Genomic DNA, 22,765 nt, shown 5'->3' with positions numbered 1-22,765 from the left:
CGCTTATCCACCGGTCACAAGGCGCGCCACCGCCGCATAGGCCGGAATCCCGATGGTCAGGTTCATCGGGAAGGTAACACCGAGCGACAGCGACAGGTAGATCGACGGCCGCGCTTCGGGCAGCGCCAGGCGCATCGCCGCCGGCACCGCGATATAGGAGGCGCTGGCGGCAAGCGTCATCAGAAGCGCGACACCCCCGGTCGACAGGCCGGCGATCAACGCGAACGGCAAGGCCATCGCCGCGCCGATGAACGGCATGAAAAGGCCGAAGCCGACGAGCCGCGCATCGAGCACCTTGCGCGCCTGCGCCATGCCGCGTCCGGCCACCGCGCCCATGTCGAGCAGGAAAAGGCACAAGACGCCAGTGAACGGCACGACGATGAAGCCTTCGATGGCCGCCATGCCTTCGGCGCCGGTCACCGCGCCGATGACGAACGCTCCCATCAGCACGACCACGGACGAGTTCAGGAACACCTCCTGCAGCAGCCCTTCGCCGGCGTCGGGGTCGGCGGCCTTTCTCTGCTTGGCCGCCGAGCGCGCCAGAAACAGCGCAACGAGGATTGCCGGTGTCTCCATCGCCGCGGCAACGGCGACCATGAAGCCCTCGGGCTCGAGCCCGATCGAGCGCACGGCCTGGGTGGCGGCTACGAAGGTGACGATCGAGATCGATCCGTAATGGGCGGCAGCGGCCGCCGCATCGATGCGCGGCAGTTTGGAGATCCGCTGCAGGATGAAGAAGGCGACCAGCGGGATCAGGGCCGACAGGACGATGCCGGCCAGAAGCGCCAGCATCAGCGCCAGCGTCAGCCCCTCGGCGGCGAGCGCCACGCCGCCCTTGAAGCCGATCGCGAGCATCAGATAGATCGACAGCGTCTTGGCGACCGCCTCGGGCAGCGTCAGCTGCGAGCCGGCGATCGAGCCGGCAAAGCCCAGAATGAAGAACAGCACGGGCGGCGACAGGATGTTGGCCGCGGCAAGCTGCAGGATGGCTTCCATGGACGCGATTTCCGTGAACTGGGCAACGCCACGCCCCCGCGCGGCGGAAAAGGTGGCGCTTCTATAGAGACGCGCCGGATACCGCACAAGCCGGAGCGCATGCGGATTGGCCCCTTGATCCTGACCGCCATATCGCCATCTTTGCCGTCATGACGCGGCGCGGCTTCTTCAAATGGCTGGGAATCGGCGGCCTTCTGGCGGCGGGCGGCACGTTCGCCGTGCGCCGCGCCAATGCCGGCAACCCCTATTATTCGGGGCCGGCGGCTTCCAATTTCGACGGCCGGACATTTTTCAATCCCGGCGGCGCAGAGCCGCGCGGCTTCACCGATCTGCTGCGCTGGCAGCTCGGCGGCGGCAAGGAACCCTGGCCGGAAACCTATCCGAGCCCGTTTCCGGCCGCGCGGCCCGAGCCGCGTGTCAATGGCGACGGTCTGCGGGTCACCATGGTCGGCCATGCGACGATGCTGGTGCAAATCGCCGGGCTGAACATACTGACCGATCCGGTCTGGTCCGAACGGGTGAGCCCGTTTTCCTTTGCCGGCCCCTATCGGCGCAATGCGCCGGGCATCGCCTTTGACGATCTGCCGCCGATCGACGCGGTGCTTCTGACGCACAATCATTACGACCATCTGGATCTGGCGACGTTCGACCGACTTGTCGCAACGCACGACCCGCACATCGTCACGCCGCTCGGCAACGACACGATCATCCGCCAGACCGCGCCGACCGCGCGGGTCTCCACCGGCAATTGGGGCGATGTGGTGCGTATCGGCAACGGCACCCGCGTGCATATCGAGCCCGCCCATCACTGGTCGGCGCGCGGCGGCAGCGACCGCCGCATGGCGCTGTGGTCGGCCTTCGTGATCGGAACGCCGGCGGGCCGCATCTACCATGTCGGCGACACCGGGTTCCACGACGGCATCAACTATCGCGCCGCCGGCGACAAGCATGGCGGGTTCCGTCTCGCCCTGTTGCCGATCGGCGCCTATGAGCCGCGCTGGTTCATGCAAGGCCAGCACCAGACTCCGCTGGAGGCAGCGCAAGGCATGGCCCTGTGCCGGGCCGCCCATACGGTCGGCCATCACTGGGGCACGTTCCGGCTGACCAACGAAGCCGTAGAGGCGCCGCTGTACGCGCTTGAAGCGGCGCTGCAGAATGTCGGCATCGCACCGGCGCGATTTCAGCCCATGCGCCCCGGCCAGGTCTGGGACGTGCCGCCCGCGGAAAGGTCGTGAGCCGTTCCGCCGCAAGCCAATAAGGGAACCACGACAGCGGTTTCCACGTTGGAGGGCGGATGATAGGTGAAAGGACACTTCCATGCTCGAACTCATTCTCATCCTTCTCGTGGTGGCCGCCATTGCCGGCCTTCTCGGTTTTGGCCGCCTGTCGGGAATCGCCCTGAGCGGCGCCAAGATCCTGATTGCCGTGGTCCTGGTCCTGTTTCTTCTAGTGCTTCTGGGCGTTGTCGCGATCGCCTGACGGCCAACGCAGGGTTTAACTCGCCGCCGCTTTCCTCCATATGGGGATGGTACCCTGCGGAAGTTCTGGCGACATGGCAATCGACGTCCAATTTGCGAAGATGAACGGTCTGGGCAACCAGATCATCGTGGCCGACATGCGCGGCCGCGCCGATGCGTTCACCCCGCACGCGGCCGTCGCGATCAACCACGATCCGGCGACCGCGTTCGACCAGATCATGGCGATCCACGATCCGGCGACCGACGGAACGGACGCGTTTCTTCGCATCTACAACAATGACGGCTCCGAAGCGGGCGCCTGCGGCAACGGCACGCGTTGCGTCGTCCAGGCGCTCGCCGCCGAAACTGGCAAGACCGCGTTTACATTCCAGACCATTGCCGGCCTTCTGGACGCGGCCGAACAGGAGGGCGGCATGGTGTCGGTCGACATGGGCCGGCCGCGCTTCCGCTGGGACCAGATCCCGCTCGAGGAAGAATTCGCCGACACCACCGGCATCGAATTGCAGATCGGCCCGATCGACGCACCGGTCCTGCACACGCCGTCGGTCGCCAGCATGGGCAATCCGCATGCCGTCTTCTGGGTCGACAGGGACGTCTGGTCCTACGATCTCGAACGGTTCGGCCCGCTGCTTGAAAACCACCCGATCTTTCCCGACCGCGCCAACATCACGATCGCGCGTGTCGTCGATCCCGAGCACATCGTCATCCGCACTTGGGAGCGCGGCGCCGGGCTGACAAAGGCGTGCGGTTCGGGCGCCTGCGCGGCGCTGGTCTGCGCCGCCCGCAAGGGGCTGACCGGCCGCACCGCCACCGTCACGGTTCCCGGCGGCGATCTTCTGATCGAATGGCGCGACGACGATCATGTGATCATGACCGGGCCGGCCGAGTACGAGTTCGCGGGCCTGCTCGACCCCGCCACCGGCCAGTGGCAGCGGCAGGTGGAAGGCGCCAACGACAATGCTGGCGCCGGGGCCGGCTGATGGGCGTCGACGTCAAGACATTCGGCTGTCGCCTCAACAGCTATGAGGGCGAGATCGTGCGGCGCCAGGCCGACGCGGCCGGCCTCGGCGCCTTGGAGGGCGGCGCGGTGGTGATCAACACCTGCGCGGTGACCGGCGAAGCGGTCCGCCAGGCCAAACAGGCCATCCGGCGCGCGCGGCGCGAGGCGCCCGACGCCCGCATCATCGTCACCGGCTGCGCCGCCCAGACCGAGCCGGAGAGCTTCGCCGGCATGGACGAGGTCGACCTTGTCATCGGCAATGACGACAAGCTCAAGGCCCAGTCCTACCGCGCCATGCCCGACTTTGGCGTCAACAGCTCCGAGAAAGTGCGGGTCAACGACATTTTCGAGGTGCGCGAGACCGCGTCGCACATGGTCGAGAGCATCGAGGGCCGCACGCGCGCCTTCGTGCAGGTTCAGAACGGCTGCGACCACCGCTGCACCTTCTGCATAATCCCCTATGGCCGCGGTCATTCGCGGTCCGTGCCGATGGGCGCGGTGGTCGAGCAGATCCGCCGGCTGGTCGAGAACGGCTACCGGGAAGTCGTGCTGACCGGCGTCGACCTGACGTCCTACGGGCCGGACCTTCCCGGACATCCAACGCTCGGCAGACTGGTCAAGACAATACTCAGTCAAGTGCCTGACTTGTGGCGCCTGCGTCTGTCCTCCATTGACTCCATCGAGGCCGACGACGCACTGTTCGAAGCCATCGCCACCGAACAGCGGCTGATGCCGCATTTCCACCTGTCGATGCAGCATGGTGACGACCTGATTCTAAAGCGCATGAAGCGGCGCCATTTGCGCGACCATTCCATCGAATTCTGCGACACCGTCCGCCGGCTCCGCCCGGACGCTTCGTTCGGCGCGGACATGATCGCCGGTTTTCCGACCGAGACCGAGACGATGTTCGAAAATGCGCTGTCGATCATTGACGCGTGCGGACTGGCGCGGGTCCATGTGTTCCCGTTCTCGCCGCGCAATGGCACCCCGGCGGCGAAGATGCCGCAGCTCGACCGCGCGCTGGTCAAGGACCGCGCGGCCTGCCTGCGGTTGAAGGCCGAGCAAGCCTGGCATGCCCATCTGGCGGCTTTCGCCGGCACGGTCCAGCCGGTTCTGCTCGAAAAACCCGGCTTCGGCCGCGCGCCGGATTTCACGCCAGTGCGGCTTACCGGTCATGCCGGCGCGCCCGGCGACATGGTGGCAACGTCCATAACGGGCCATGACGGCACGGCACTGACCGGCTCGGCCGCCATGGCAGAGGCGGCGGAGTAACGCGATGGCCGGCTTTCTCAAGCGCATCTTCTCGTTCGGCAAGGGCAAGGTCGAGGAGACGCCCGACCCTGCCGTGGCATCCGAAGAACTGGCCGCCGACGCAGCTGCAGCAACCGATCAGCCGGTCGCCGAAGCCGAAAACGCGCAGGCCGGAGACCCCGAACAGCCCGCGGAAGTGCCGGCGCCGGCGCCTGTCGAAGTGCCCGCCGAACCTTCACCCGCACCGACGCCACAGGAACCTGAAATCCCCGAGGCGCCGGAGCCGCAACCGGCCGAGCCACAAGAGGTGCCTGCCGAGCCGGCCCCCGAGGCGCCGCCCGAAGTGCCCGCCGAGCCCGAGCCGACCCCGCCGGCACCGCCCGAACCCATTTTCCCGGAAGTTCCGGAGACGCCGGAACCGCTGCCGCCGGTCGAGCCGCCATCGGTGCCGGTCACGCCACCGGAGCTGGCGCCCGACGACCTGCCCGCGACGGCCCGCACGGTGACGATCGGCGACGAGCCGCAGCCCGTCGCGCCCTCTCCGTCGGACGAGCAGAAGGGCTGGCTGGCCCGGCTGACCTCGGGCCTGTCGCGTTCTTCGCGCCAGCTTGGCGACAACATTGCCGGCGTCTTCACCAGGAGAAAGCTGGACGACGAGACGCTCGAGGAACTTGAGGACATCCTGATCCAGGCCGATCTTGGCGTCGAAACGGCAATGCGTGTCACCGATTCGCTGGCCTCGACGCGGCTTGGCCGCGACGTCACGCCCGAAGAGGTGCGCCATGTGATGGCGGCCGAGGTCGAAAAGGTACTCGGTCCTGTGGCCATGCCGCTTGAACTCGACCTGTCGGTCAAGCCGCACGTCATCCTGGTTGTCGGCGTCAACGGAACCGGCAAGACGACGACGATCGGCAAGCTTGCCGCCAAGCTGCGCGCAGCCGGGCTTTCGGTGACGCTCGGCGCCGGCGACACGTTCCGCGCGGCGGCCATCGAGCAGCTCAAGATCTGGTCCGAACGCACGGGCTCGGCCTTTGTCGGCACGAAACTGGGCGCGGACGCCGCGGGCCTTGCCTATGAGGCCTATGAAAAGGCGCGCGACAACGGCTCGGACGTGGTCATCATCGACACGGCCGGACGCCTGCAGAACAAGGCCGAACTGATGGACGAACTGGCCAAGATCGTCCGCGTTCTGCAAAAGCACGACCCGGACGCGCCGCACACGGTCCTGCAGACGCTCGACGCGACGACCGGCCAGAACGCGCTGAGCCAGGTCGAGATCTTCCGCAACGTCGCCGGCGTCAACGGCCTGGTGATGACCAAGCTCGACGGAACCGCGCGCGGCGGAATTCTCGTCGCCATATCTGCAAAGTTTAATTTACCTGTCTACTTTATAGGTGTGGGCGAGGGCGTCGACGATCTCGAACCGTTCCGCGCCACAGATTTTGCGCGTGCGATCGCCGGCACCGGCGCGCCCGCCCGTGAGGATGCCTGAATGGCTGACCAAGCAGCGATTGCGCCTACACCCAAGGAGAAGCCGGCGGTCCGCCCGGGACTGAAGCTCGCGCTGGAGTTCGGCCCGCTTCTGGCGTTTTTCTTTGCCAATGCGCGTGGCGAATGGCTGTCCGAGCGCGTCGGCTTTCTGGGCGCGCTGGGCGAACCGATCTTCGTGGCGACCGCGGTCTTCATGGTGGCGACGATCATCTCGCTGTCGCTGTCATGGCTCCTGACGCGCACCATTCCGATCATGCCGCTGGTCGCCGGAGTTGTCGTGCTGATCTTCGGCGCGCTGACGCTCTGGCTGCATGACGACCTCTTCATCAAGATCAAGCCGACCATCGTCAATGGCCTGTTCTCGGCGCTTTTGCTGGGCGGCCTGTTCATCTTCCGCGTTTCGCTTCTGCGCTACGTGTTCGACGCGGCGTTCCAGATCGACGAGGAAGGCTGGCACAAGCTGACGATCCGCTGGGGGCTGTTCCTCGCGGTCATGGCGGTCGTCAACGAGGTGCTGTGGCGGAACTTCTCGACCGATTTCTGGGTCGCCTTCAAGGTGTGGGGCAATCTGCCCATCACCATCGCCTTCACGCTGGCGCAGATGCCGCTGATCGTGCGCCATTCGCTCGACAAGGACGAGTAACGCTTCACCGGGCGCCGCTCTCGCGCAGCACCTTGCGGATGTAGCTGTTGGCCGAGCGGAAATGGCTAGGCCCCGACGCCTCGGCCCACCGGCCAATGGTCCACGTGTTCATCCAGTCATAAAGACCGGGCTCATAGAGCAACGCGTCATCGCTCTCGGCGATGAACGCCCGCAGGCGCGCCGTAGCGGCGTCGAATTCGGCCCGGAGATCCGACCAGCGCCGCCCATTGGCAGCCTCGTAGATCGGTGCGTTGTAGGCCTTGAGCTGGTTCCACTTGACGCCCGGCGCCGGCGTTTCGACGGCCTTTCCGGCAANCCGCGTCGTCCGCCGTGTGCCGGCTGGCCATGGCTTCGTCGACGCCGTCAAGCGTCTTTTGAAGCCTGGCCAGTTCCTTGTCGAAAACGGCGAGAAGGTCTTGCGCATTTGTCGCTGCGGGCATGCGGGCCTCCTTGTGATCCGGTAACCCATCATGCGCGATCCGCGCCGGCAGTTCTTGCGCGGGATCAATCGGCGCCGACAGGATTGCCGAATGGCCCGACGCCCTTTCCGGCTTCGAAGGCCCGCTGATGGCCCAGCATCCAGTGCACCGTCGGAAAAGCAAGATCGTCCCAGGGAATGGCGTCCCAGTCGAAAAGCTGTGTCTCAAGGCTCTCAATGCCCGGCGAGAACACGCCGTCGGCGAGCGTCGCACGGTAGATCAACTGCACCTGGCTGAGGCGGCGCACCGTGTAGACCGCCAGAAGACCGTGCAGTTCGAGATCCGCATTGGCCTCTTCGCGCGCCTCGCGCCGGGCACCCTCCTCGGGCGTTTCGCCCAGTTCCAGGTAGCCGGCCGGAACGGTCCAGTAGCCGTGGCGCGGCTCGATCGCCCGCCGGCACAGCAGCACCTTGCCCCGATGGGTGACGACCGAGCCGACGACGATCTTCGGATTTTCGTAGGCGACAAAGCCGCAATGGTCGCACACATCGCGCTGATGCGTGTCGCCCTCCGGCAGGGTTCGGGAAAAAAGTGGATCGAGACGACCGGTCATCGCACCAATCTAGGGCGGCATCCAGACGAGTGGAACCTCAGTCCGCGTGATCGACCGCCGTGCGGATCAGCATCAGTTCGGCCAGATTTTCCATCGTGACATAGCCGACGAGCATGCCGTCGCGGCCGCGCACGGCAACCGCCGGCTTGCCCTTTTGCTGGATGAGATCGAGCGCCATCTCCAGCCCTTCGGTCTCGGCGATGGCCGGAACGTCGCGATTGACAAACCCGTCGACGAGCCCGTCGCGCCCGGCCTGTTCGAGGCCGGCGACGAGATCGCGCCGCAGCAGGACGCCGGTCATCGTGCCGTTCATGTCGAGAACGGGAAACTCGTGCTGGGTCGTCTTGAGCAGCAGTTCGGCCGCCTCGCCGAGCGTCGCACCGGGCCCGAGCGCTTCGTACCTGGTGATCATCGCATCGCGCACCCGCAGCGAACGGGCAATGTCCTGCATGCCGGTGGCCTGCGCTTCGCCGGCGGCGGCGATGTAGACGAAGATCGCAACGAAGACGAGCAGCGGATTGCCGCTCATCAGGCCCAGAAAGCCGAAGACGAAAGCCGCGGCCTGGCCGACACGGGCGGCCATCTCGGTGGCGCGCACACGCGAGTAGCGGGTGGCAAGAAGTGCGCGCAGAACCCGCCCGCCATCCATCGGAAAGGCCGGGATCAGGTTGAACAGCACAAGGATCACATTGATGGCGGCGAGCCGGGCCAGAAAGCCGGCGGCCGGGTCTTCCAGCACTGCCGCTGTCGACAGATCCAACCCGGCGCCCAGAAAGACGATCAGCACGAACGCGATGATGACATTGACCAGCGGTCCGGCCAGCGCGACGACGATCTCCTTGCGCGGGTCTTCGGGCATCCGCTCGAGCGAGGCGACGCCGCCGATCGGCAGTAGCGTGATGGTCGGCGTCTTGATGCCGTAGCGCCGCGCGGCAAGCGCATGGCCAAGTTCATGCAGCACGACGCACGCGAAAATCGCCGAGATGAACAGAACGCCCTCAATGGCCGCCGACGCACCGCCTTCCTGCATGTAGACCAGCGCGACCCAGGCCAGCAGAAGAAAGAAGGTCAGGTGGATGCGGATCTGGCTGCCCGCCACCGTGCCGATCGAAAATGACCATTGCATGGGCCGTCTCCTGCTGGTCCGTTTTCTCGGGTCACTGTGCTACGTCAGCCCGCGCTTTTCCAGCATGGCGTCCGGCGTCGGCAGCTTGCCGCGAAAGGCGATATAGGCGTCTTCGGGATCGGCGGTGCCGCCGGACGCATAGATGTGCCGCCCCAGCTTTTCGGCGAGCGCGGGATCGAATGGGTCGCCCGCTTCCTCGAAGGCCGAAAAGGCGTCCGCGTCGAGCACTTCCGACCACATGTAGGAATAATAGCCCGCCGCATAGGAATCGCCTGAGAAAATGTGCTGGAAGTGCGGCGAGCGGTGGCGCATCGTGATCGCCGCCGGTTTGGCGAGCATGTCCAGTTTTTCGGCCTCGAAGACAGCCGGATCGGCCGGCGCATCGGCGCCCTGGTGATAGGCCATGTCGACCAGCGCGCTCGCCGTATACTCGACCGTGTCGAACCCGGCATTGAAGGTTTGCGCGGCGAGCACCTTGTCCAGAAGCGCCTCCGGCATCGGCTCGCCGGTCTCGTGATGCAGCGCGAACCGGTTCAGAACCTCGGGCACGGTCAGCCAGTGTTCGAACAGCTGCGATGGCAACTCGACGAAATCGCGCGCGACATTGGTGCCCGACACGGACGGATAGGTCACATCGGACATCATGCCGTGCAGCGCATGGCCGAATTCGTGAAACAGCGTGCGCGCATCGTCGAACGACAAAAACGCCGGCTCGCCGGCCGGCGGCTTGGCGAAGTTCATCGTGTTGGTGATGATCGGATGGCGCCCGAGCAGCCTGGACTGCACCTGAAGCGCGCTCATCCATGCGCCGGAACGCTTCGACGGGCGCGCGAAATAGTCGCCGATGAAGACGGCACGGTGTGCGCCATCGGCGTCGCTGACGCGCCACACGCGGGCATCGGGATGATGCGTGGCAATGCCCGGCACCTCCTCGAAGGTCAGCCCGAACAGCCGGTTGGCGACGTAGAACGCCGCCTCGATCACTCTTTCGAGCGCCATGTATGGCTTGATCTCGTCGTCCGAATAGGCGTAGCGCGCAGCGCGGATCTGCTCGGCATAATGCCGCCAGTCCCACGCGCCGAGATCGTGATTGGTCCCCTGCTCACGCATCAGCGCGGCGATGTCGGCGGCCTCGGTCTCGGCCTGCGCGCGCGCCTTTTCCCAGACCGTTTCAAGCAGCGTGTTCACCGCCTCGGGCGTCTTGGCCATGGTTCCGTCGAGCTTGAGCGCGGCGAAACTGCCATGACCAAGCAATTGCGCCTTCTCGGCACGCAGCCTGAGCGTTTCGGCGATGATCGGGCGATTGTCGGTGACATCGTTCGTCTCGCCGCGTCCGGTCCAGGCGCGGAATGCGATTTCGCGCAGGTCGCGGCGGGTCGAAAAGGTCAGGAACGGTTCGATGATCGACCGCGACAGCGTCACCGCGTGTTTGCCCTCTTCGCCGCGTTCAGCGGCCGCGGCGGCCATGGCGGCCACTGTCGAGGGCGGCAAACCGGCCAAATCGCCGTCGCCGTCCAGCATCAGCGCCCAGCCGGCTTCGTCGGCGAGAACGTTTTGCCCGAAAGCCGTGCCCAGTTCCGCAAGGCGCTCATTGATGGCGATGAGACGGGCCTGCGCCTCGCCTTCCAGCGCCGCGCCTTGCCGCACGAATGTCCGGCGATAGCGGCGCAGCACCTCGGTTTGCTCGGTCGTCAGATCCAGCGCGTCGCGGTTCCGCCACAGCGTTTGGATGCGGCTGAATAGGGCCTTGTTCTGGGCGATCGTGCCGGCATGCCGCGCGAAAAGCGGCGCCAATTCCCGCTCGGCGGCCTGGATGGTCTCGTTGGTGTGATTGCCGGCGCGGGCAAAGAAGATCGATGCCGCCTTCCCAAGCAGGTCGCCGGCCCGTTCGAGCGCCTCGATCGTGTTGTTGAAGGTCGGTGGCTCCGGATTCGCCGCAACCGCTTCGGCTTCCGCAAGGTCACGGGCGAAACCGGCCTTGATGGCCGGCGGCAGGTCGCTGTCGGCGATCGCCTCCTGCCGGGGCAGGCCGAGCGGTCCGTCCCATGTCTCTATGGCCGGATTGACCCGGTTCGTATCGCCCATTGCCCTGCCTCATGATCGTTTGACGGACCACGGAGTTAGGCCTTGGCGCGGGCGGCGCCAAGGGGCAGGCCGCATTTTGAGGGCGGTTGCCGGCGCTTTAGAACTTGTAGCCGAGACGGACGGTAACCTCGGACAGGTCGGCGTCGATCTTGGTGTGGTTGAAGTCCACATAGTTGTAGTAGTTGTACTGGATGCCGGCGACCAGATAATGGGTCAGGAGCACATCCAGACCGACACCGAACACCGCGCCCCAGTCGTCACCGGCCAGGTTGGTCGTACCGTGCGTGACGCCGACCATGCCATAGGCATTGTAACGGTCATAGCCGACACCGGCGCGCAGCTTTGCGGCGAAGACATCGCCGACGCGCACACCCGATCCGTCAGTGAACATGTTGTCGTGCCGGCTGTAGGTGACTTCGCCGCCGCCGACGAAATGCCCCACCTGGTGGTTGTAGGCCGCGTAAACACCCATCACATCGCCGTCGCCCTCGGCCGTCAGCCGCAGGACATTGTTCATGTCCTTCATCCAGCTGTAGCCGTAAAGGACACCGAGCTGCGCACCCGTCCACTGGCCGCTCGCCGAACCCGAATGGTCCATTGCGGTGGCCGTGCCGCTGGTCAGAAGAAGGGCAAGTGCACCGATCACAAGTCTACGCATATCACGACCTTTCAGGGTGGATATGCCATCACGGTAAATCCATATGGTTGCCAGCAAGTAAACGCGCACCGCCAGATTGTGTTATTCCGGACAAGGCGCGGCTGTCCCGCGGGCCTCAGCCCGCAGAGCGGTTGCGCCTGGTCTCGCGCTCGTCGCGAATTTCCGCATGCAGGGACATCTGCCGGGAATCCATGAAGTTGCGCAGCATGATCGGCGCGACGTCTTCGTGCCGGACGGGTTGGGAGAAGTAAAAGCCCTGAAGCTGGTCGCAGCCAATGTCGACCAGAAAATCGAGCTGATCGGCCGTTTCGACGCCCTCGGCGGTGATCTTGATGCCGAGATTCTCACCCAGCGAGGCGATCGCCATCAGGATCGCCTTGGCGCTTTCGCCGGTATCGATGTCCCTGGTGAAGGAACGGTCGATCTTCAGCCGGTCGAACGGGAATTTGAGCAGATAGGACAGGCTGGAATAGCCGGTGCCGAAATCGTCCATGACGATGGCGCAACCCAGCTTCTTCAGCGCGATGAGCCGGTTCAGGACGTCATCGGAATCCTCGATCAGCAGGCTTTCGGTGATCTCGATTTCGAGCCGGTATGCCGGCAGCCCCGTCGCCTGGAGCACGGCCTCGACATCGGCGACGATGTCCGAACGCATGAAGTGCGGGACAGCGACATTGACCGCAACACACACATCATCGGGCCAGGCCGTCGCCGCCTCACAGGCCGTGCGAAGCGTCCACTTGCCGATAGCGACGATCAGGTTCGACTGTTCTGCGATCGAGATGAATTCCACCGGCGAAATCTCGCCGCGGATCGGATGATCCCAGCGGATCAGCGCTTCCATGGCGCGTATGCGGCCGCTTTCGCTGCCGATCAGCGGCTGGTAGCACAGGCGGAACTCTTCGTCCTCCAGCGCCTGATGCATCTCCTGCTCTAGGATACGCCGCTCGCGCTGGGCAAAGTCCATCTGCGCTTCGAAGTAGCGGAACACGCCGCGCCCGTCCTCCTTGGCGCGATAGAGCGCCAGATCGGCATTGCGCAGGATTTGTTCGGGCCGTGTGCCGTGCTGGGGCGCCAGCGCAATGCCGACGCTGACGCCGATCCAAAGCGTTTCGCCGTCGATCACATAAGCTTCGAGCACGCTGGCGATCAGGCGCGAGGCCAGCTTGGCGGCGAAGACGGCGTCATTGCTCTGCTCGAGGATGATGGCGAACTCGTCGCCGCCCAGCCGTGCCACGCAGTCATCCTTGCGCACGATCGCCTGGATGCGTTTGGACACCTCGGCCAAAAGGCGGTCGCCGACCGGGTGGCCATAGGTGTCGTTGACCAGCTTGAACTTGTCCAGATCGAGAAAAAGCAGCGTGAACGGCGTGCCGTAGCGTTCCAGCGTGCGAACCGCATTTTCCAGCCGCTCGGTGAAGCTGGCGCGGTTGTAGAGCCCGGTCAGCGTGTCGCGATGCGCCAGACGGATGATCTGGTTCTTGGCTTCCTTTTCGGCGGTGATGTCGCGCACCGTGCCGACAAAGCCGGCCGGGGTGCCCGCATCGTCACGGATCGGCCGGCCCGAGATGCGCCAGTACTGATCCGTGCCGCCGCTCCTGACCTGGCATTCGATCCCGGAGAAAGCCCGGCCTTCGATGAGAGCCGATCGCACCTCCTGGAAGCCGGCATCGTCCACCCGTGCAACAAGGCCCAAAAGCGTGGCGAACGGCACGCGCGCGGTCCCTTCACCGGTCGTGCCCAGCTTGGCCGACAGACGCGAGGACATGCGCGCAGTGCACCCCGCTGGATCGGTCTCCCAGATCCATTCCGAGACCGTCTCCTCATATTCATCGAGCAGATAGCCGATGACCTGCGCGTTCTCCCGGTTCTCGATGTCGGTCTTCAGATGCCGCAGAAACGCGCGGCCGTACGAAACGGCCAGCCACGGAATGAAAAGCATGTAAGCGGCAATCAGACCGACGATCGGCGGCCACTCCTCGGCATGCGGATGGAACAGCGCCGATGCGATCGCCAGCGACCCGCTGATCAGAACAAACACGAGCACTGCCGGGAGAAGCGCCATCAGGCTGAATGCCGTCACCAGGATCGCGGAGGTTATCAGTGCTGTCGCAAAGATCGTGTTGTCCGCGGCGACGTAAGGAATGAGCAGTGCGGCAAGACTGCCCCAGGACAGGCCGATCGCCGCCGCATACCAGACCGTCCTGCGCACCGCGATTGCCGTTTCGGCGAGGGTTTCGGGCGCCCGGTTTCTATTCTTCCACCAAAGCGCCAGCATCACCGCTTCGAGGCAGACAAAGCCGCCAAGCCAGATGGCGAACACGGTGAAGTTGGCATGGTCCCAGGCCACATAGGCGGTGATCAGCGCAATCATCACGCCGGAAATGGCCATCACCGGCAGGTGACGCAGTATCGTCATGACCTGCGCGGCAACGACAGCCGTCTTCTGCGCTTCGACCAGATCGGCGCCACCGGTCAGGTCTTGCAAAAATGTGCTGACCCGATTGGTCAAACTCATGCCGAACATCCAGTCCCCCCGCGGCATGCAATCTAGCGTTGCCGGGTTAAGCAATTGTTCCGCAAACGGGTTCCGGATCGTTCGATTTCGGACAGCGGTCATCATCGATTCACCATTGCGGCATTCAGCGACCGTTTACCCTCGCACTTAAGCCGGACTTCACGCCGCTGGGTTAGTCTCGCCGCACAAAAACGATGGGGGCGACCATGACGAAAACCATTCAAGCGAACCAGTTCGACGACATTTCATTTGGCGCATTGACCGGCAGCCTGCGCGACTTCAAGGCCAAGCAGGGCACGGACATGCTGGGCCGTACCGACGGCTTCTTTCACTGGCAGGAAGAGCGCCGGCGCTGCGATCTTTGGCCCTATGCCAAATCGACGGCGACCGCGCCGCGGACCCATTGTGCCGCCAAGACCGATGGCGGCGCGCTCATGGAAGGCGTCAACTTCGCCAGCCAGGACTATCTGAGCCTGTCTTCGCATCCCGCCATCAAGGAGGCGGCAACCGAAGCGATCAAGGAATATGGCGTGCACAGCGCCGGTTCGGCAGCGCTTCTGGGCAACACGCGCCATTCGCTGCTGCTCGAAAAGCGCATCACCGAATTTCTCGACGGCCGCGAGACGGTTCTCTATCCGACAGGCTGGTCGGCCGGCTTTGCCGCCATCCAGGGCTTTGTCCGCCCCGACGACCATGTCGTCATGGACGTTCTGGCGCATTCGTGCCTGCAGGAAGGCGCCCGCGCCTCGACCCGCAACATTCATTTCCATGGCCACCTCAATGTCCGGGCCATGGAACGTCGTCTGCAGAAGATCCGCGCAAACGACACGGAAAACGGCATTCTTCTGGTCACCGAGAGCCTGTTCTCGATGCACTCGGACACGCCGGACATCGCCGCCATGCGCGCGCTGTGCGACGAATACAACGCCGTCCTGCTGGTCGATTGTGCCCATGATTTCGGGTCGATGGCCGACGACGGACGCGGTCACATGAGCCTGCAGAACGTGCTGCACGATGTCGATATCATCATCGGCAGCTTTTCCAAGACGTTCGCATCCAATGGCGGCTTCATTTCGGTCAAGGATCGGGCCACGGCGGAATATCTGAAATACTATTCGGCCACCCAGACCTTTTCGAACGCGCTGTCGCCGGTGCAGGCCGCAACGGTTCTGGCGGCGTTCGAGATCGTCGACTCGGCCGAAGGCCGCGATCGCCGGCGCAAGCTGATGGACAACATCCTCTACATGCGCTCGGAGATGGGCAAGGTGGGTCTTGAAACGCTGGGTGACCCGTCCGCCATCGTGCCGGTGCGCGTGGGCGCCGAAGGTCTGGCCCGCATCGCCTCGCGCGATCTGAGCAATCTGGGTGCCATCGCCAATCTGGTCGAATATCCGGCCGTGCCGCAGGGCGGCGCCCGTTTCCGCGTCCAGGTCATGTCCGACCACAGCCACGAGGACGTCGACAAACTCGTCGTCCTGATGCTCCAGGCGATGCGCAGCGCGGAGAAGGAATATCTGTCTCTGTGCGATGACCACCCCTCGCTGATGAAGAACCAGCGTGCCGCCGCACAGTTCGCAGACTGTGTGCGGGACGCTGCCTGATCATGTTGGAGACAGCCAAACGACTGCTGGCCATTGACGACGACGTGTCGTCGGCCGAGCTGATCGTGAGAATCGCCGAGCGCTGCCGCTATGAAGCGTTCGCCACCTCCGACTCGCGCGGGGTGATGAACCTGACGACGGCACTCAAGCCATCAATCCTGGCAGTCGACATCTGCATGCCGAACCTCGACGCGAACGATCTGTTCGAGCTTCTGGCACACGACGGCTATGCCGGCCGCATTCTGATCGTCAGCGGACAGGAGCCGGCCGTTCTGGAACAGACGCGCCAGCGTGCGCTTGAACTGGGCCTGGACGCCACGCACAGCCTGCAGAAGCCGCTCGACATATCGGTTCTGCGCAACATTCTGCTCGACCGGGATATGGCCAAGGCAGCCTGATCGAGCGCCACGGCGGACAAGCCCGAAAGACAAGACCCGGCGCGAGATTCGCGCCGGGTTTTTCGTACGTCGTCAAAGGTGTGAGACGTCCCGTCGACAGCCCGGGCCATCGTGCGCCCGGCGGTCGATCGGCGTCAGGCGTGCAGCGCCTGGTTCATCTTGCCCAGAAGGCGCGGCAGGTCGACCGGCTTGGTGTCGAAATCCGTGCAGCCGGCGGACAGGGCGTTCTGGCGATCGGTCTCGAACGCGCTCGCCGTCAGCGCGATCACCGGAATGTGGGCCACCTCGGGAATGGTCTTGATCCGCCGCGTCGTCTCGCAGCCGTCGATGCCGTCGCCAAGGCCGATATCCATCAGGATGATGTCGGGCTTGATTTCCTGGACGCTGTCGATCGCCGACAGTCCGTCGACGGCGAAACGGATCGTAAACCCGCGCTTGCCCAGCCGTCGCCCGATTATGTCGCGGTTGGTCGGATGGTCTTCCACAATCAGTACGGTCGTCATCGTCTCGTCCTGCTCTTGTCTACGCGGCCTTCTTGCCGAGATGGAGTTGCAGCGCCTTGCGCAGCTTGGCCGAATCGACCGGTTTGCTCATGAAGCCGTCGGCCAGTTGCGGCGCGCCGCTTTTCGGATCGTCCATGATCGAAACCATGATCGTGGGAACGTCGCGCGTGACCGGGTCGTTCTTCATCGTCTCGACCAGTTCCCAGCCATCGACATCGGGCATCAGCACGTCGATCAGCATCAGCGCCGGGCGAACCGTCCGGGCCAGATGCAACGCACTGGCCGGATCGGACGTCAGGATCGGGTTGAGGTTTTCCTTGCGCAGCATCCGGTCCATGATCTCGAGATATTCCGGGTCGTCATCGACAACGAGCACGGTGCCCAGCGACGGGGAGTTCGCGTCGGCGCTTGTCGACAGCATCTGGTCGGCCTCGTTGAGCTTGCGCAGTTCGGCGGCCGCGTCCTTCAGCGTTTCGTCCACCGCTTCCTCGCTCATCTCCGCCGGCGCGAGCGCTTCCACCCGCATCGGTACCGTGATGGTGAAAACCGAACCTTCGCCGAGCACACTGTCGGCGGTGATGTCGCCGCCCATCAGACGGCACAAATTCTTCGACAGCGACAGGCCCAGACCCGTGCCGCCGAACTTGGCGTTGATCGATGCATGGGCCTGGGTGAAGTTCTGGAACAGGCTGGCAAGCGCCTCCTCGGAGATGCCGACCCCGGTGTCGTGAACGGCCATCGAAAGCATCGGCCGGCCATCCTGCTCGATCGTCTTGACCTCCAGCGTGATCTTGCCGTTCTGACAGAACTTGGATGCGTTCGACAGGAGATTGAACGTCGCCTGACGCAGCTTGGTCAGGTCGAGATGGGCGGTGCCCAGCTCGCCGTCCTTGATCACCTCGAAGACATTGGTGTTCTTGGCGGCCAGCGGACGCGCGGTCACCTCGATCTCCTCGATCAGCTGGTCGAGATCGACATCTTCAAGGAACAGTTCGGTCTTGCCCGCCTCGATCTTGGAGATGTCCAGAATGTCGTTGACCATGGCCAGAAGGTGCTTGCCCGCCGCCGAGATCTTCTGCAGGTCCGCGATCTGCTCGCCATTGCCGTCCAGTTCGGCGTCTTCGAGCAGGATTTCGCTGTAGCCGAGCACGGCGTTGAGCGGCGTGCGCAGCTCATGGCTCATCTTGGCCAGGAACTCCGATTTGGCGCCGTTGGCCCGTTCGGCCTCTTCCTTGGCAGCCGTCAAATCGTCCATCGTTGCCTGGTGCCGGTCGATCTCCTTGAGCAGTTCGGACTGGGAGTCGACGACCGAGGCATAATAGCTCGCCATGAAGAAGATGTAGAGCGAGGCGCAAAGCATCGAGATCATCGTCACATCGACCATTTCCTCGAGCGGAATGTGCATCGGGAAAGAGCGGTTCATCAGGTAGACGGCGTAGAACGCGGCAAGGCCGATGACGATCTGTGCGAAGATCGCGACCGATGTGCGAACGCCGGAGCCCAGATAGAAAAAGGCGAGCAGCGGCACGACCAGGAACCACATCAAGAGCGGCGAGGAGACGCCGCCAAAATGATAGGCGGTGATCAGGATCGCGAAATTGAGGTTGGCGACCGAGGTGATGGCCAGCAGCTCGTACCGCCGGGGAAAGAACTGAAGGGCGATCGGGAAGAACCAGAACAAGGTCACCGAAAGGCCCAGAATGTGCACATGCGGCCACGGATTGGGGTCGTTCAGGAACAGGTAGATCGTGACCGGATGGCCGAGGAACGGGCCGAACAGGTGCGACAGGATGAACATGCGCACGCGCTTGTAGACCTGGATGTCCTGGCGCAGATGCTCCGGCGTCAGCGCCTCGGTCCAGCGGTCGATCAATTGTGTTAGGGCGTTCATCGGCTCATCCTGCATGGTCGGCACGCGCATGGGGCGTGCTTACTGTCCCGTTAATTTTTTCATCAAATTGTAAACATCGCCTTAGCCGGGGCTTGGCGTTTGCCTGTTATCGTGGCCTCACTTGCTTCAGGGGGACGCAACAATGGTTGCTGCGAGCGCAACGATACTCAATCCGGTTCTCGCCGGCATGGCCGCCGAAAGACCCGGTCCGGCCAACACCAATCGCAGGACGCCGGCCGATGCCGGTCTTCCCGATCCGGCGCGCCTCTCCGCGCAGCTCTTTCAACTGGTGTCGACGTCGCTGGACGGTCCGAAGGGCATTCACCCGCAGAGCTTTATTGCCGCATTCGGTGCGCTCGCCGGCCGCTCGGCCCGCTGGATCGTGCGCCGCGAGATCGAGGCCGGACTGATCGCGGACGATTTCCGCACGCCGTCCGGTGTCCGCCGGCCCGGTGTCACCGTGTCCGCTCATGTCGACCGCCACGTTCACGATCTGACCGGCGACAGCTACGCCGCCACGCTGGTGCCCGAGATGATGGCCGCCGGTGCCGGCTGGCTGCCGCACATCAACGCGATGATCCAGCACAATTTCATGGCCATCAACGCGCCCGCCTATCCCGACTATACGGTTGCCGAAAAGCACATGCCGGAAATCCCGCCACAGGCCCTGCTGATCATGCTGTGGGAGAACACACTGACCTGCCTGCGCAACGCGCCCGAGGCCGAAACGACCGCCCAGAAGGCCTTTGCGCTGGCGACGGTCAAGGCGGCGGCAATGTATGAGAAGAAGGTGCCGCTCGCCGTGTCCGGGCAACTCGCACTGGAAACGGCGATCGCCATGTCGAAGCTCGACTACGGCTTCTGACAAGCGGCGCGACACACAAATTCCGGCTCAAGAACGAACACGACACCAGCAGACATATGCCGGGCGCGGAAAGAGTTGTCCGCGCCCGGCATTTTTTTGCGTTCTCGGTGAACCGGAAAGCCGTCGGTCAGCGGCGAAGCGCGCCCAGGCTCGCAAAGCCGCGATTGTCGAGCACGATCGCCGCGGCGATCGACCCGCCCAGGCCACGCCGGGCAGCAAGGCAAAGCCCGGCGGCCGCCATCGCTTCGAGGGCCGACAGGGCCATGAACAGGGCCAGAACGGTCAGGCCGGTTGAAACAAGGCCCATGCCCGCCGGCAGCAATCCGGCGGTCAGCAGCTGGGCGGCCCACAGAAGCGCCGCGCAGAGGCAGCCTTGGGCGAGGCGGTCCACGAACAGTGGCGCCCGCAACCGTTCCGAACCGCGCCCGACCGCGATCAGTGCAGAACCGGCCGATGCGGCCACGGCCACGCTCAACGCCGCAGCAAAAGAAAACTGGCCGAGCGCAAATGTGCCGGCCGCCCCGGCAAACGCCAGCGCCGGAAGCCACACGGCGTGATCGGGACCGTCACCGGCCGCATCGGCCGGTTTGACCGCGACGGCGCCTTGCCTGGTTGTCGAAAGGGTCTGCATTGCCGCTGTCCAGATTGATCTGGCGCCATTATGCGCGGGCTGCCGGTGACAAAGGGTTAACCGGAGATCGCAACGGCCATGCGCTGCGATGAGGGTTAATGGCAGGTTGACGAGGGGGAAGAACACAACCGAATTCGCCTCATGCGGGAACGTCGCTGGAAATAATCGTTAAGGTTGATGACGTAGCGTCAAGTGCAACATTTGCGTGTATCGAGGCCTGCCCATGCGTCGCGTCCGTATCGTCATCTGTTCCCTGGCCTGTTGCGCCTCCGCACTGTCATGGTTCGCCGGACCGGCCCGTTCGCAGGCGCTTGTCGATGTCTGCTCGGGCTTGAGCGTCGATCTGCCGGTGCTCGATCCTGTCAGCAACGCGGCGTCCGGCCTGCTGAGCGGCCTGCTCGATCCGGTGCTCAATCTCATCATCGGCGAGATCAACACCGACATTCAGGCGCCGCTGAGCGGCCAGAACATCGGGCTGAGCGTTCTGGACACGGACGGAAATGCTGTGGCTCTCGGGTCGGGCTGCCAGCTGCGCACGCAGGGCGTGGACATCGACAACGGCGAAGGCATCACCATGGGCGGCGGCTCGATCGACGGTCTTGGCGGCACCGGCAACCCGCTGGCATCGGCAGGTGAAGCGGACGCGATCGCGATCGGCAACGGCGCCAACACCGCAGCCGGCGCGACCGGTGCCGTTGCGCTTGGTCTGCGTGGCACCGTGACCGCCATCGACGGCGTGGCGATCGGCCGCGACAGCACGGTCACCACGGCGGGCGGTCTTGCCCTCGGTGCGGGCTCGGTGGCCGGCAGAACCGGCATGGCGGGCGCCGATGAGGCGTTTTCCGGCACGTCCGTGGCCTCGTCGGCCGGCGCGGTTTCGGTCGGCACGGCGGGCGGCGAACGGCAGATCACCAACGTCGCCGGCGGTACCGCCGACACCGATGCGGTCAATCTGCGCCAGTTGCGTGCGGTCGGCGACAATCTGGCCGGCGCGCTCGGAGGCGGCGCGGCGTTCGACCCCGCCACAGGCCTTTTCACCGATCCCGGTTTCACGATCCGCGGGACGACCCACAACGATGTCGGATCGGCGCTGGCCGCCCTCGATACGGCGCTGACGGTGGTCGATGGCGACTTCGGCGTGATCGCCGCCAACAATACGTCGGGCCTTGCGGCAGCGGCGGCAACGGGCGACGACGCTTTGGCCGTTGGCTGGGGCGCCGGGGCCGCGGGCACCGATGCGACGGCAACCGGCGCCGGCGCCCAGGCGAATGGCGACCGGTCGGTGGCCCAAGGTGCGCGCTCGGTCGCTTCGGGCAGCGGCGCGACCGCTGTCGGGCATGGCGCATCGGCGACCCATGCGGGGTCGGCCGCGCTGGGCGCCGGCGCCAGCACCGGCCGCGCCAACCAGATCGTCATCGGAACGGCGGCCAACACATACACGATGCCGGGCATTGCCTCGGACGCAAGCCGTGCGGCGCAATCGGGACCGACGCAGATCGTGACGACCGACGCCGGCGGCAACCTCGCCGCCGTGCCGCTGCAGTCGCTGCTGGGCGACCTTGCCAGCGCGGTCGGGGCGGACATCGACAATCTGAACCGCCGCATCGACCAGGTCCAGACCGAATCGCGGCGCGGCATCGCAGCGGTTATGGCAATGGCCAATGCGCCGATGCCGTCGGCCCCCGGCCGCACCACCTGGGCGGCCAATATGGGGGTCTACAAGTCCGAGTGGGCCAGCGGCTTCGCCGTCGCACACCGGCTGGACACGCCGAGGCCCAGCGGCATCACGGCCGCCTTCAGCCTCAACGCCGACGGCCTGCCGGCGGCGCGGGCGGGCCTGTTCGGCGAGTTCTGACCCGCCCGACCGGATCGCGTCCCGGCCCGGTCATCCCTTCTTGACGTTCAGGACGAACGGAAAGTCTGCTCCTCCAGACCCCGAACACCGCATTCAACGCCGATGCCGGACTGCTTGATGCCTCCGAACGTGATCTCGGGTCCCGTGGAGGGGTGCTGGTTGATCCAGACCGAACCGGCTTCCAGCCATGGCGGGATTGTCGTCGCCTGCAAGCACTGTGACCATGCCCGGCGGGAATATCCGATCGGCGATCTCGGCCTTCCTGAGCGTGGCCAGCTGTGTTGTTGGCGCCGGTTTCAGGATCACGGCGTTGCCGGTCAGGACGGCAGGGACGATCGTCCATGCGCCGAGCAGAACCGGATAGTTCTAGGCCGTGATTGCGCCGACGACGCCGATGGGGCGCCGCTCGGCGCGTACATGTTGCGCGTCCGCATCGCGATGGACCGTCGGTGCGAGATCGAGATCGGCAAAGCCGTTGATGAAGAAGCCGGCGCCACTGACCCCGGCCTGCGATTTGGCCGATGGCTTGCCCTGTTCCCGCGACAAAAGGTGTGCAAGCACATCGCCATCAGCGGTCAGGGCATCGGCGACCCGTTGACGGCCGGCGGGCCGCGTTTCCATGACCTCGTGGCACCTGCGTGCTTCACCGACATACCGCTCGACGTCGCAGGGGGATATCGACGCGGTTGGCCCGGGCATGACTGTGTAAATGCGGCGCCTGTCCGAGCATCGGCCCCGGAAAC

21 protein-coding genes and 1 pseudogene are annotated in these 22,765 nt (G+C 64.9%); 10 read left to right on the top strand and 12 right to left on the bottom strand.

Annotated elements, in window-relative coordinates:
• Positions 1-3: 3 nt before the first annotated feature.
• Entirely contained in the window at positions 4-996 is a 993-nt protein-coding gene (locus tag DEM25_RS07145) for a sodium-dependent bicarbonate transport family permease (protein ID WP_109765799.1), read from the bottom strand.
• 149 nt (positions 997-1,145) lie between these two features.
• Here DEM25_RS07145 and DEM25_RS07140 point away from each other — a divergent pair, with 149 nt between their 5' ends.
• From DEM25_RS07140 to DEM25_RS07115, 6 genes are all read left to right on the top strand, one after another.
• Positions 1,146-2,231 carry an MBL fold metallo-hydrolase gene (locus DEM25_RS07140; protein ID WP_109765647.1) on the top strand — a complete coding sequence of 362 codons (1,086 nt, stop codon included), beginning with the start codon at positions 1,146-1,148 and terminating at the stop codon, positions 2,229-2,231.
• 82 nt (positions 2,232-2,313) lie between these two features.
• The gene (locus DEM25_RS07135; RefSeq protein WP_109765648.1) at positions 2,314-2,475 is read left to right on the top strand and encodes a DUF1328 family protein; all 162 of its coding nucleotides are present in this window, start codon (positions 2,314-2,316) and stop codon (positions 2,473-2,475) included.
• A 73-nt stretch (positions 2,476-2,548) separates the two neighbouring features.
• Positions 2,549-3,454 (top strand): diaminopimelate epimerase, encoded by a 906-nt coding sequence (dapF, locus tag DEM25_RS07130; RefSeq protein WP_109765649.1) that lies wholly within the window; start codon positions 2,549-2,551, stop codon positions 3,452-3,454.
• A complete protein-coding gene (mtaB, locus tag DEM25_RS07125; RefSeq protein WP_109765650.1) occupies positions 3,454-4,746 on the top strand; it encodes a tRNA (N(6)-L-threonylcarbamoyladenosine(37)-C(2))-methylthiotransferase MtaB in 1,293 nt (430 codons plus the stop codon). Before dapF ends, mtaB begins: the two co-directional genes overlap by 1 nt.
• Before the next feature lie 4 nt (positions 4,747-4,750).
• Positions 4,751-6,217 carry a signal recognition particle-docking protein FtsY gene (gene ftsY / locus DEM25_RS07120; protein WP_109765651.1) on the top strand — a complete coding sequence of 489 codons (1,467 nt, stop codon included), beginning with the start codon at positions 4,751-4,753 and terminating at the stop codon, positions 6,215-6,217.
• Positions 6,218-6,859, top strand: a complete 642-nt coding sequence (locus DEM25_RS07115; RefSeq protein ID WP_109765652.1) for a septation protein A — start codon at positions 6,218-6,220, stop codon at positions 6,857-6,859.
• 4 nt (positions 6,860-6,863) lie between these two features.
• Here the strand turns inward: DEM25_RS07115 and DEM25_RS07110 are convergent, their stop codons facing one another.
• The 6 genes from DEM25_RS07110 to DEM25_RS07085 form a co-directional block, all read right to left on the bottom strand.
• Positions 6,864-7,283: a ClbS/DfsB family four-helix bundle protein gene (locus DEM25_RS07110; protein ID WP_439650654.1), complete on the bottom strand. Its 420-nt coding sequence runs from the start codon at positions 7,281-7,283 to the stop codon at positions 6,864-6,866.
• 80 nt (positions 7,284-7,363) lie between these two features.
• The gene (locus DEM25_RS07105; protein WP_109765654.1) at positions 7,364-7,891 is read right to left on the bottom strand and encodes an NUDIX hydrolase; all 528 of its coding nucleotides are present in this window, start codon (positions 7,889-7,891) and stop codon (positions 7,364-7,366) included.
• A 37-nt stretch (positions 7,892-7,928) separates the two neighbouring features.
• The gene (locus DEM25_RS07100; protein WP_109765655.1) at positions 7,929-9,017 is read right to left on the bottom strand and encodes a site-2 protease family protein; all 1,089 of its coding nucleotides are present in this window, start codon (positions 9,015-9,017) and stop codon (positions 7,929-7,931) included.
• Positions 9,018-9,056: 39 nt separating this feature from the next.
• Entirely contained in the window at positions 9,057-11,102 is a 2,046-nt protein-coding gene (locus tag DEM25_RS07095; RefSeq protein WP_109765656.1) for a M3 family metallopeptidase, read from the bottom strand.
• 97 nt (positions 11,103-11,199) lie between these two features.
• On the bottom strand, positions 11,200-11,760 hold the full coding sequence (locus DEM25_RS07090) for an outer membrane protein (RefSeq protein ID WP_109765657.1): 561 nt from the start codon (positions 11,758-11,760) through the stop codon (positions 11,200-11,202).
• A gap of 115 nt (positions 11,761-11,875) precedes the next feature.
• A complete protein-coding gene (locus tag DEM25_RS07085) occupies positions 11,876-14,278 on the bottom strand; it encodes a putative bifunctional diguanylate cyclase/phosphodiesterase (RefSeq protein WP_158585196.1) in 2,403 nt (800 codons plus the stop codon).
• Positions 14,279-14,484: 206 nt separating this feature from the next.
• Here DEM25_RS07085 and DEM25_RS07080 point away from each other — a divergent pair, with 206 nt between their 5' ends.
• Positions 14,485-15,879, top strand: a complete 1,395-nt coding sequence (locus DEM25_RS07080; RefSeq protein WP_109765800.1) for an aminotransferase class I/II-fold pyridoxal phosphate-dependent enzyme — start codon at positions 14,485-14,487, stop codon at positions 15,877-15,879.
• Positions 15,880-15,881: 2 nt separating this feature from the next.
• On the top strand, positions 15,882-16,277 hold the full coding sequence (locus tag DEM25_RS07075; protein ID WP_109765659.1) for a response regulator: 396 nt from the start codon (positions 15,882-15,884) through the stop codon (positions 16,275-16,277).
• Between the two features lie 134 nt (positions 16,278-16,411).
• Here the strand turns inward: DEM25_RS07075 and DEM25_RS07070 are convergent, their stop codons facing one another.
• Entirely contained in the window at positions 16,412-16,780 is a 369-nt protein-coding gene (locus DEM25_RS07070) for a response regulator (protein WP_109765660.1), read from the bottom strand.
• Positions 16,781-16,799: 19 nt separating this feature from the next.
• Entirely contained in the window at positions 16,800-18,671 is a 1,872-nt protein-coding gene (locus DEM25_RS07065; protein WP_158585195.1) for an ATP-binding response regulator, read from the bottom strand.
• 142 nt (positions 18,672-18,813) lie between these two features.
• Here DEM25_RS07065 and DEM25_RS07060 point away from each other — a divergent pair, with 142 nt between their 5' ends.
• Complete coding sequence (locus tag DEM25_RS07060) at positions 18,814-19,536, top strand: hypothetical protein (RefSeq protein ID WP_109765662.1); 723 nt, start codon at positions 18,814-18,816, stop codon at positions 19,534-19,536.
• 127 nt (positions 19,537-19,663) lie between these two features.
• Here DEM25_RS07060 and DEM25_RS07055 read toward each other — a convergent pair whose 3' ends face one another.
• Positions 19,664-20,167, bottom strand: coding sequence for a hypothetical protein (locus tag DEM25_RS07055; RefSeq protein WP_109765663.1), 504 nt, complete (start codon positions 20,165-20,167; stop codon positions 19,664-19,666).
• A gap of 223 nt (positions 20,168-20,390) precedes the next feature.
• Here DEM25_RS07055 and DEM25_RS07050 point away from each other — a divergent pair, with 223 nt between their 5' ends.
• Entirely contained in the window at positions 20,391-22,022 is a 1,632-nt protein-coding gene (locus tag DEM25_RS07050) for a hypothetical protein (protein ID WP_109765664.1), read from the top strand.
• Between the two features lie 47 nt (positions 22,023-22,069).
• Here DEM25_RS07050 and DEM25_RS18115 read toward each other — a convergent pair whose 3' ends face one another.
• Positions 22,070-22,234, bottom strand: coding sequence for an aldehyde dehydrogenase family protein (locus tag DEM25_RS18115; protein ID WP_245412788.1), 165 nt, complete (start codon positions 22,232-22,234; stop codon positions 22,070-22,072).
• 60 nt (positions 22,235-22,294) lie between these two features.
• Positions 22,295-22,643: pseudogene (locus DEM25_RS18110) on the bottom strand (aldehyde dehydrogenase family protein); the annotation flags it as partial.
• Positions 22,644-22,765 lie beyond the last annotated feature (122 nt).

The organism is Oceaniradius stylonematis (assembly GCF_003149475.2).
Taxonomy (GTDB): Bacteria; Pseudomonadota; Alphaproteobacteria; order Rhizobiales; family Rhizobiaceae; genus Roseitalea; species Roseitalea stylonematis.
Note: the sequence above shows the minus strand (reverse complement) of the source record. Positions and strands in the feature narration are given on the sequence as shown.

Coding starts and splice junctions, on each gene's coding strand:
- DEM25_RS07085 (WP_158585196.1), bottom strand. CDS start 14,278: ATGAGTTTGACCAATCGGGTCAGCACATTTTTGCAAGACCTGACCGGT.
- DEM25_RS07070 (WP_109765660.1), bottom strand. CDS start 16,780: ATGACGACCGTACTGATTGTGGAAGACCATCCGACCAACCGCGACATA.
- DEM25_RS07055 (WP_109765663.1), bottom strand. CDS start 20,167: ATGCAGACCCTTTCGACAACCAGGCAAGGCGCCGTCGCGGTCAAACCG.
- DEM25_RS07050 (WP_109765664.1), top strand. CDS start 20,391: ATGCGTCGCGTCCGTATCGTCATCTGTTCCCTGGCCTGTTGCGCCTCC.
- DEM25_RS07145 (WP_109765799.1), bottom strand. CDS start 996: ATGGAAGCCATCCTGCAGCTTGCCGCGGCCAACATCCTGTCGCCGCCC.
- DEM25_RS07060 (WP_109765662.1), top strand. CDS start 18,814: ATGGTTGCTGCGAGCGCAACGATACTCAATCCGGTTCTCGCCGGCATG.
- DEM25_RS07065 (WP_158585195.1), bottom strand. CDS start 18,671: ATGAACGCCCTAACACAATTGATCGACCGCTGGACCGAGGCGCTGACG.
- ftsY (WP_109765651.1), top strand. CDS start 4,751: ATGGCCGGCTTTCTCAAGCGCATCTTCTCGTTCGGCAAGGGCAAGGTC.
- DEM25_RS07095 (WP_109765656.1), bottom strand. CDS start 11,102: ATGGGCGATACGAACCGGGTCAATCCGGCCATAGAGACATGGGACGGA.
- mtaB (WP_109765650.1), top strand. CDS start 3,454: ATGGGCGTCGACGTCAAGACATTCGGCTGTCGCCTCAACAGCTATGAG.
- DEM25_RS07115 (WP_109765652.1), top strand. CDS start 6,218: ATGGCTGACCAAGCAGCGATTGCGCCTACACCCAAGGAGAAGCCGGCG.
- DEM25_RS07105 (WP_109765654.1), bottom strand. CDS start 7,891: ATGACCGGTCGTCTCGATCCACTTTTTTCCCGAACCCTGCCGGAGGGC.
- dapF (WP_109765649.1), top strand. CDS start 2,549: ATGGCAATCGACGTCCAATTTGCGAAGATGAACGGTCTGGGCAACCAG.
- DEM25_RS07140 (WP_109765647.1), top strand. CDS start 1,146: ATGACGCGGCGCGGCTTCTTCAAATGGCTGGGAATCGGCGGCCTTCTG.
- DEM25_RS07075 (WP_109765659.1), top strand. CDS start 15,882: ATGTTGGAGACAGCCAAACGACTGCTGGCCATTGACGACGACGTGTCG.
- DEM25_RS07080 (WP_109765800.1), top strand. CDS start 14,485: ATGACGAAAACCATTCAAGCGAACCAGTTCGACGACATTTCATTTGGC.
- DEM25_RS07090 (WP_109765657.1), bottom strand. CDS start 11,760: ATGCGTAGACTTGTGATCGGTGCACTTGCCCTTCTTCTGACCAGCGGC.
- DEM25_RS07135 (WP_109765648.1), top strand. CDS start 2,314: ATGCTCGAACTCATTCTCATCCTTCTCGTGGTGGCCGCCATTGCCGGC.
- DEM25_RS07100 (WP_109765655.1), bottom strand. CDS start 9,017: ATGCAATGGTCATTTTCGATCGGCACGGTGGCGGGCAGCCAGATCCGC.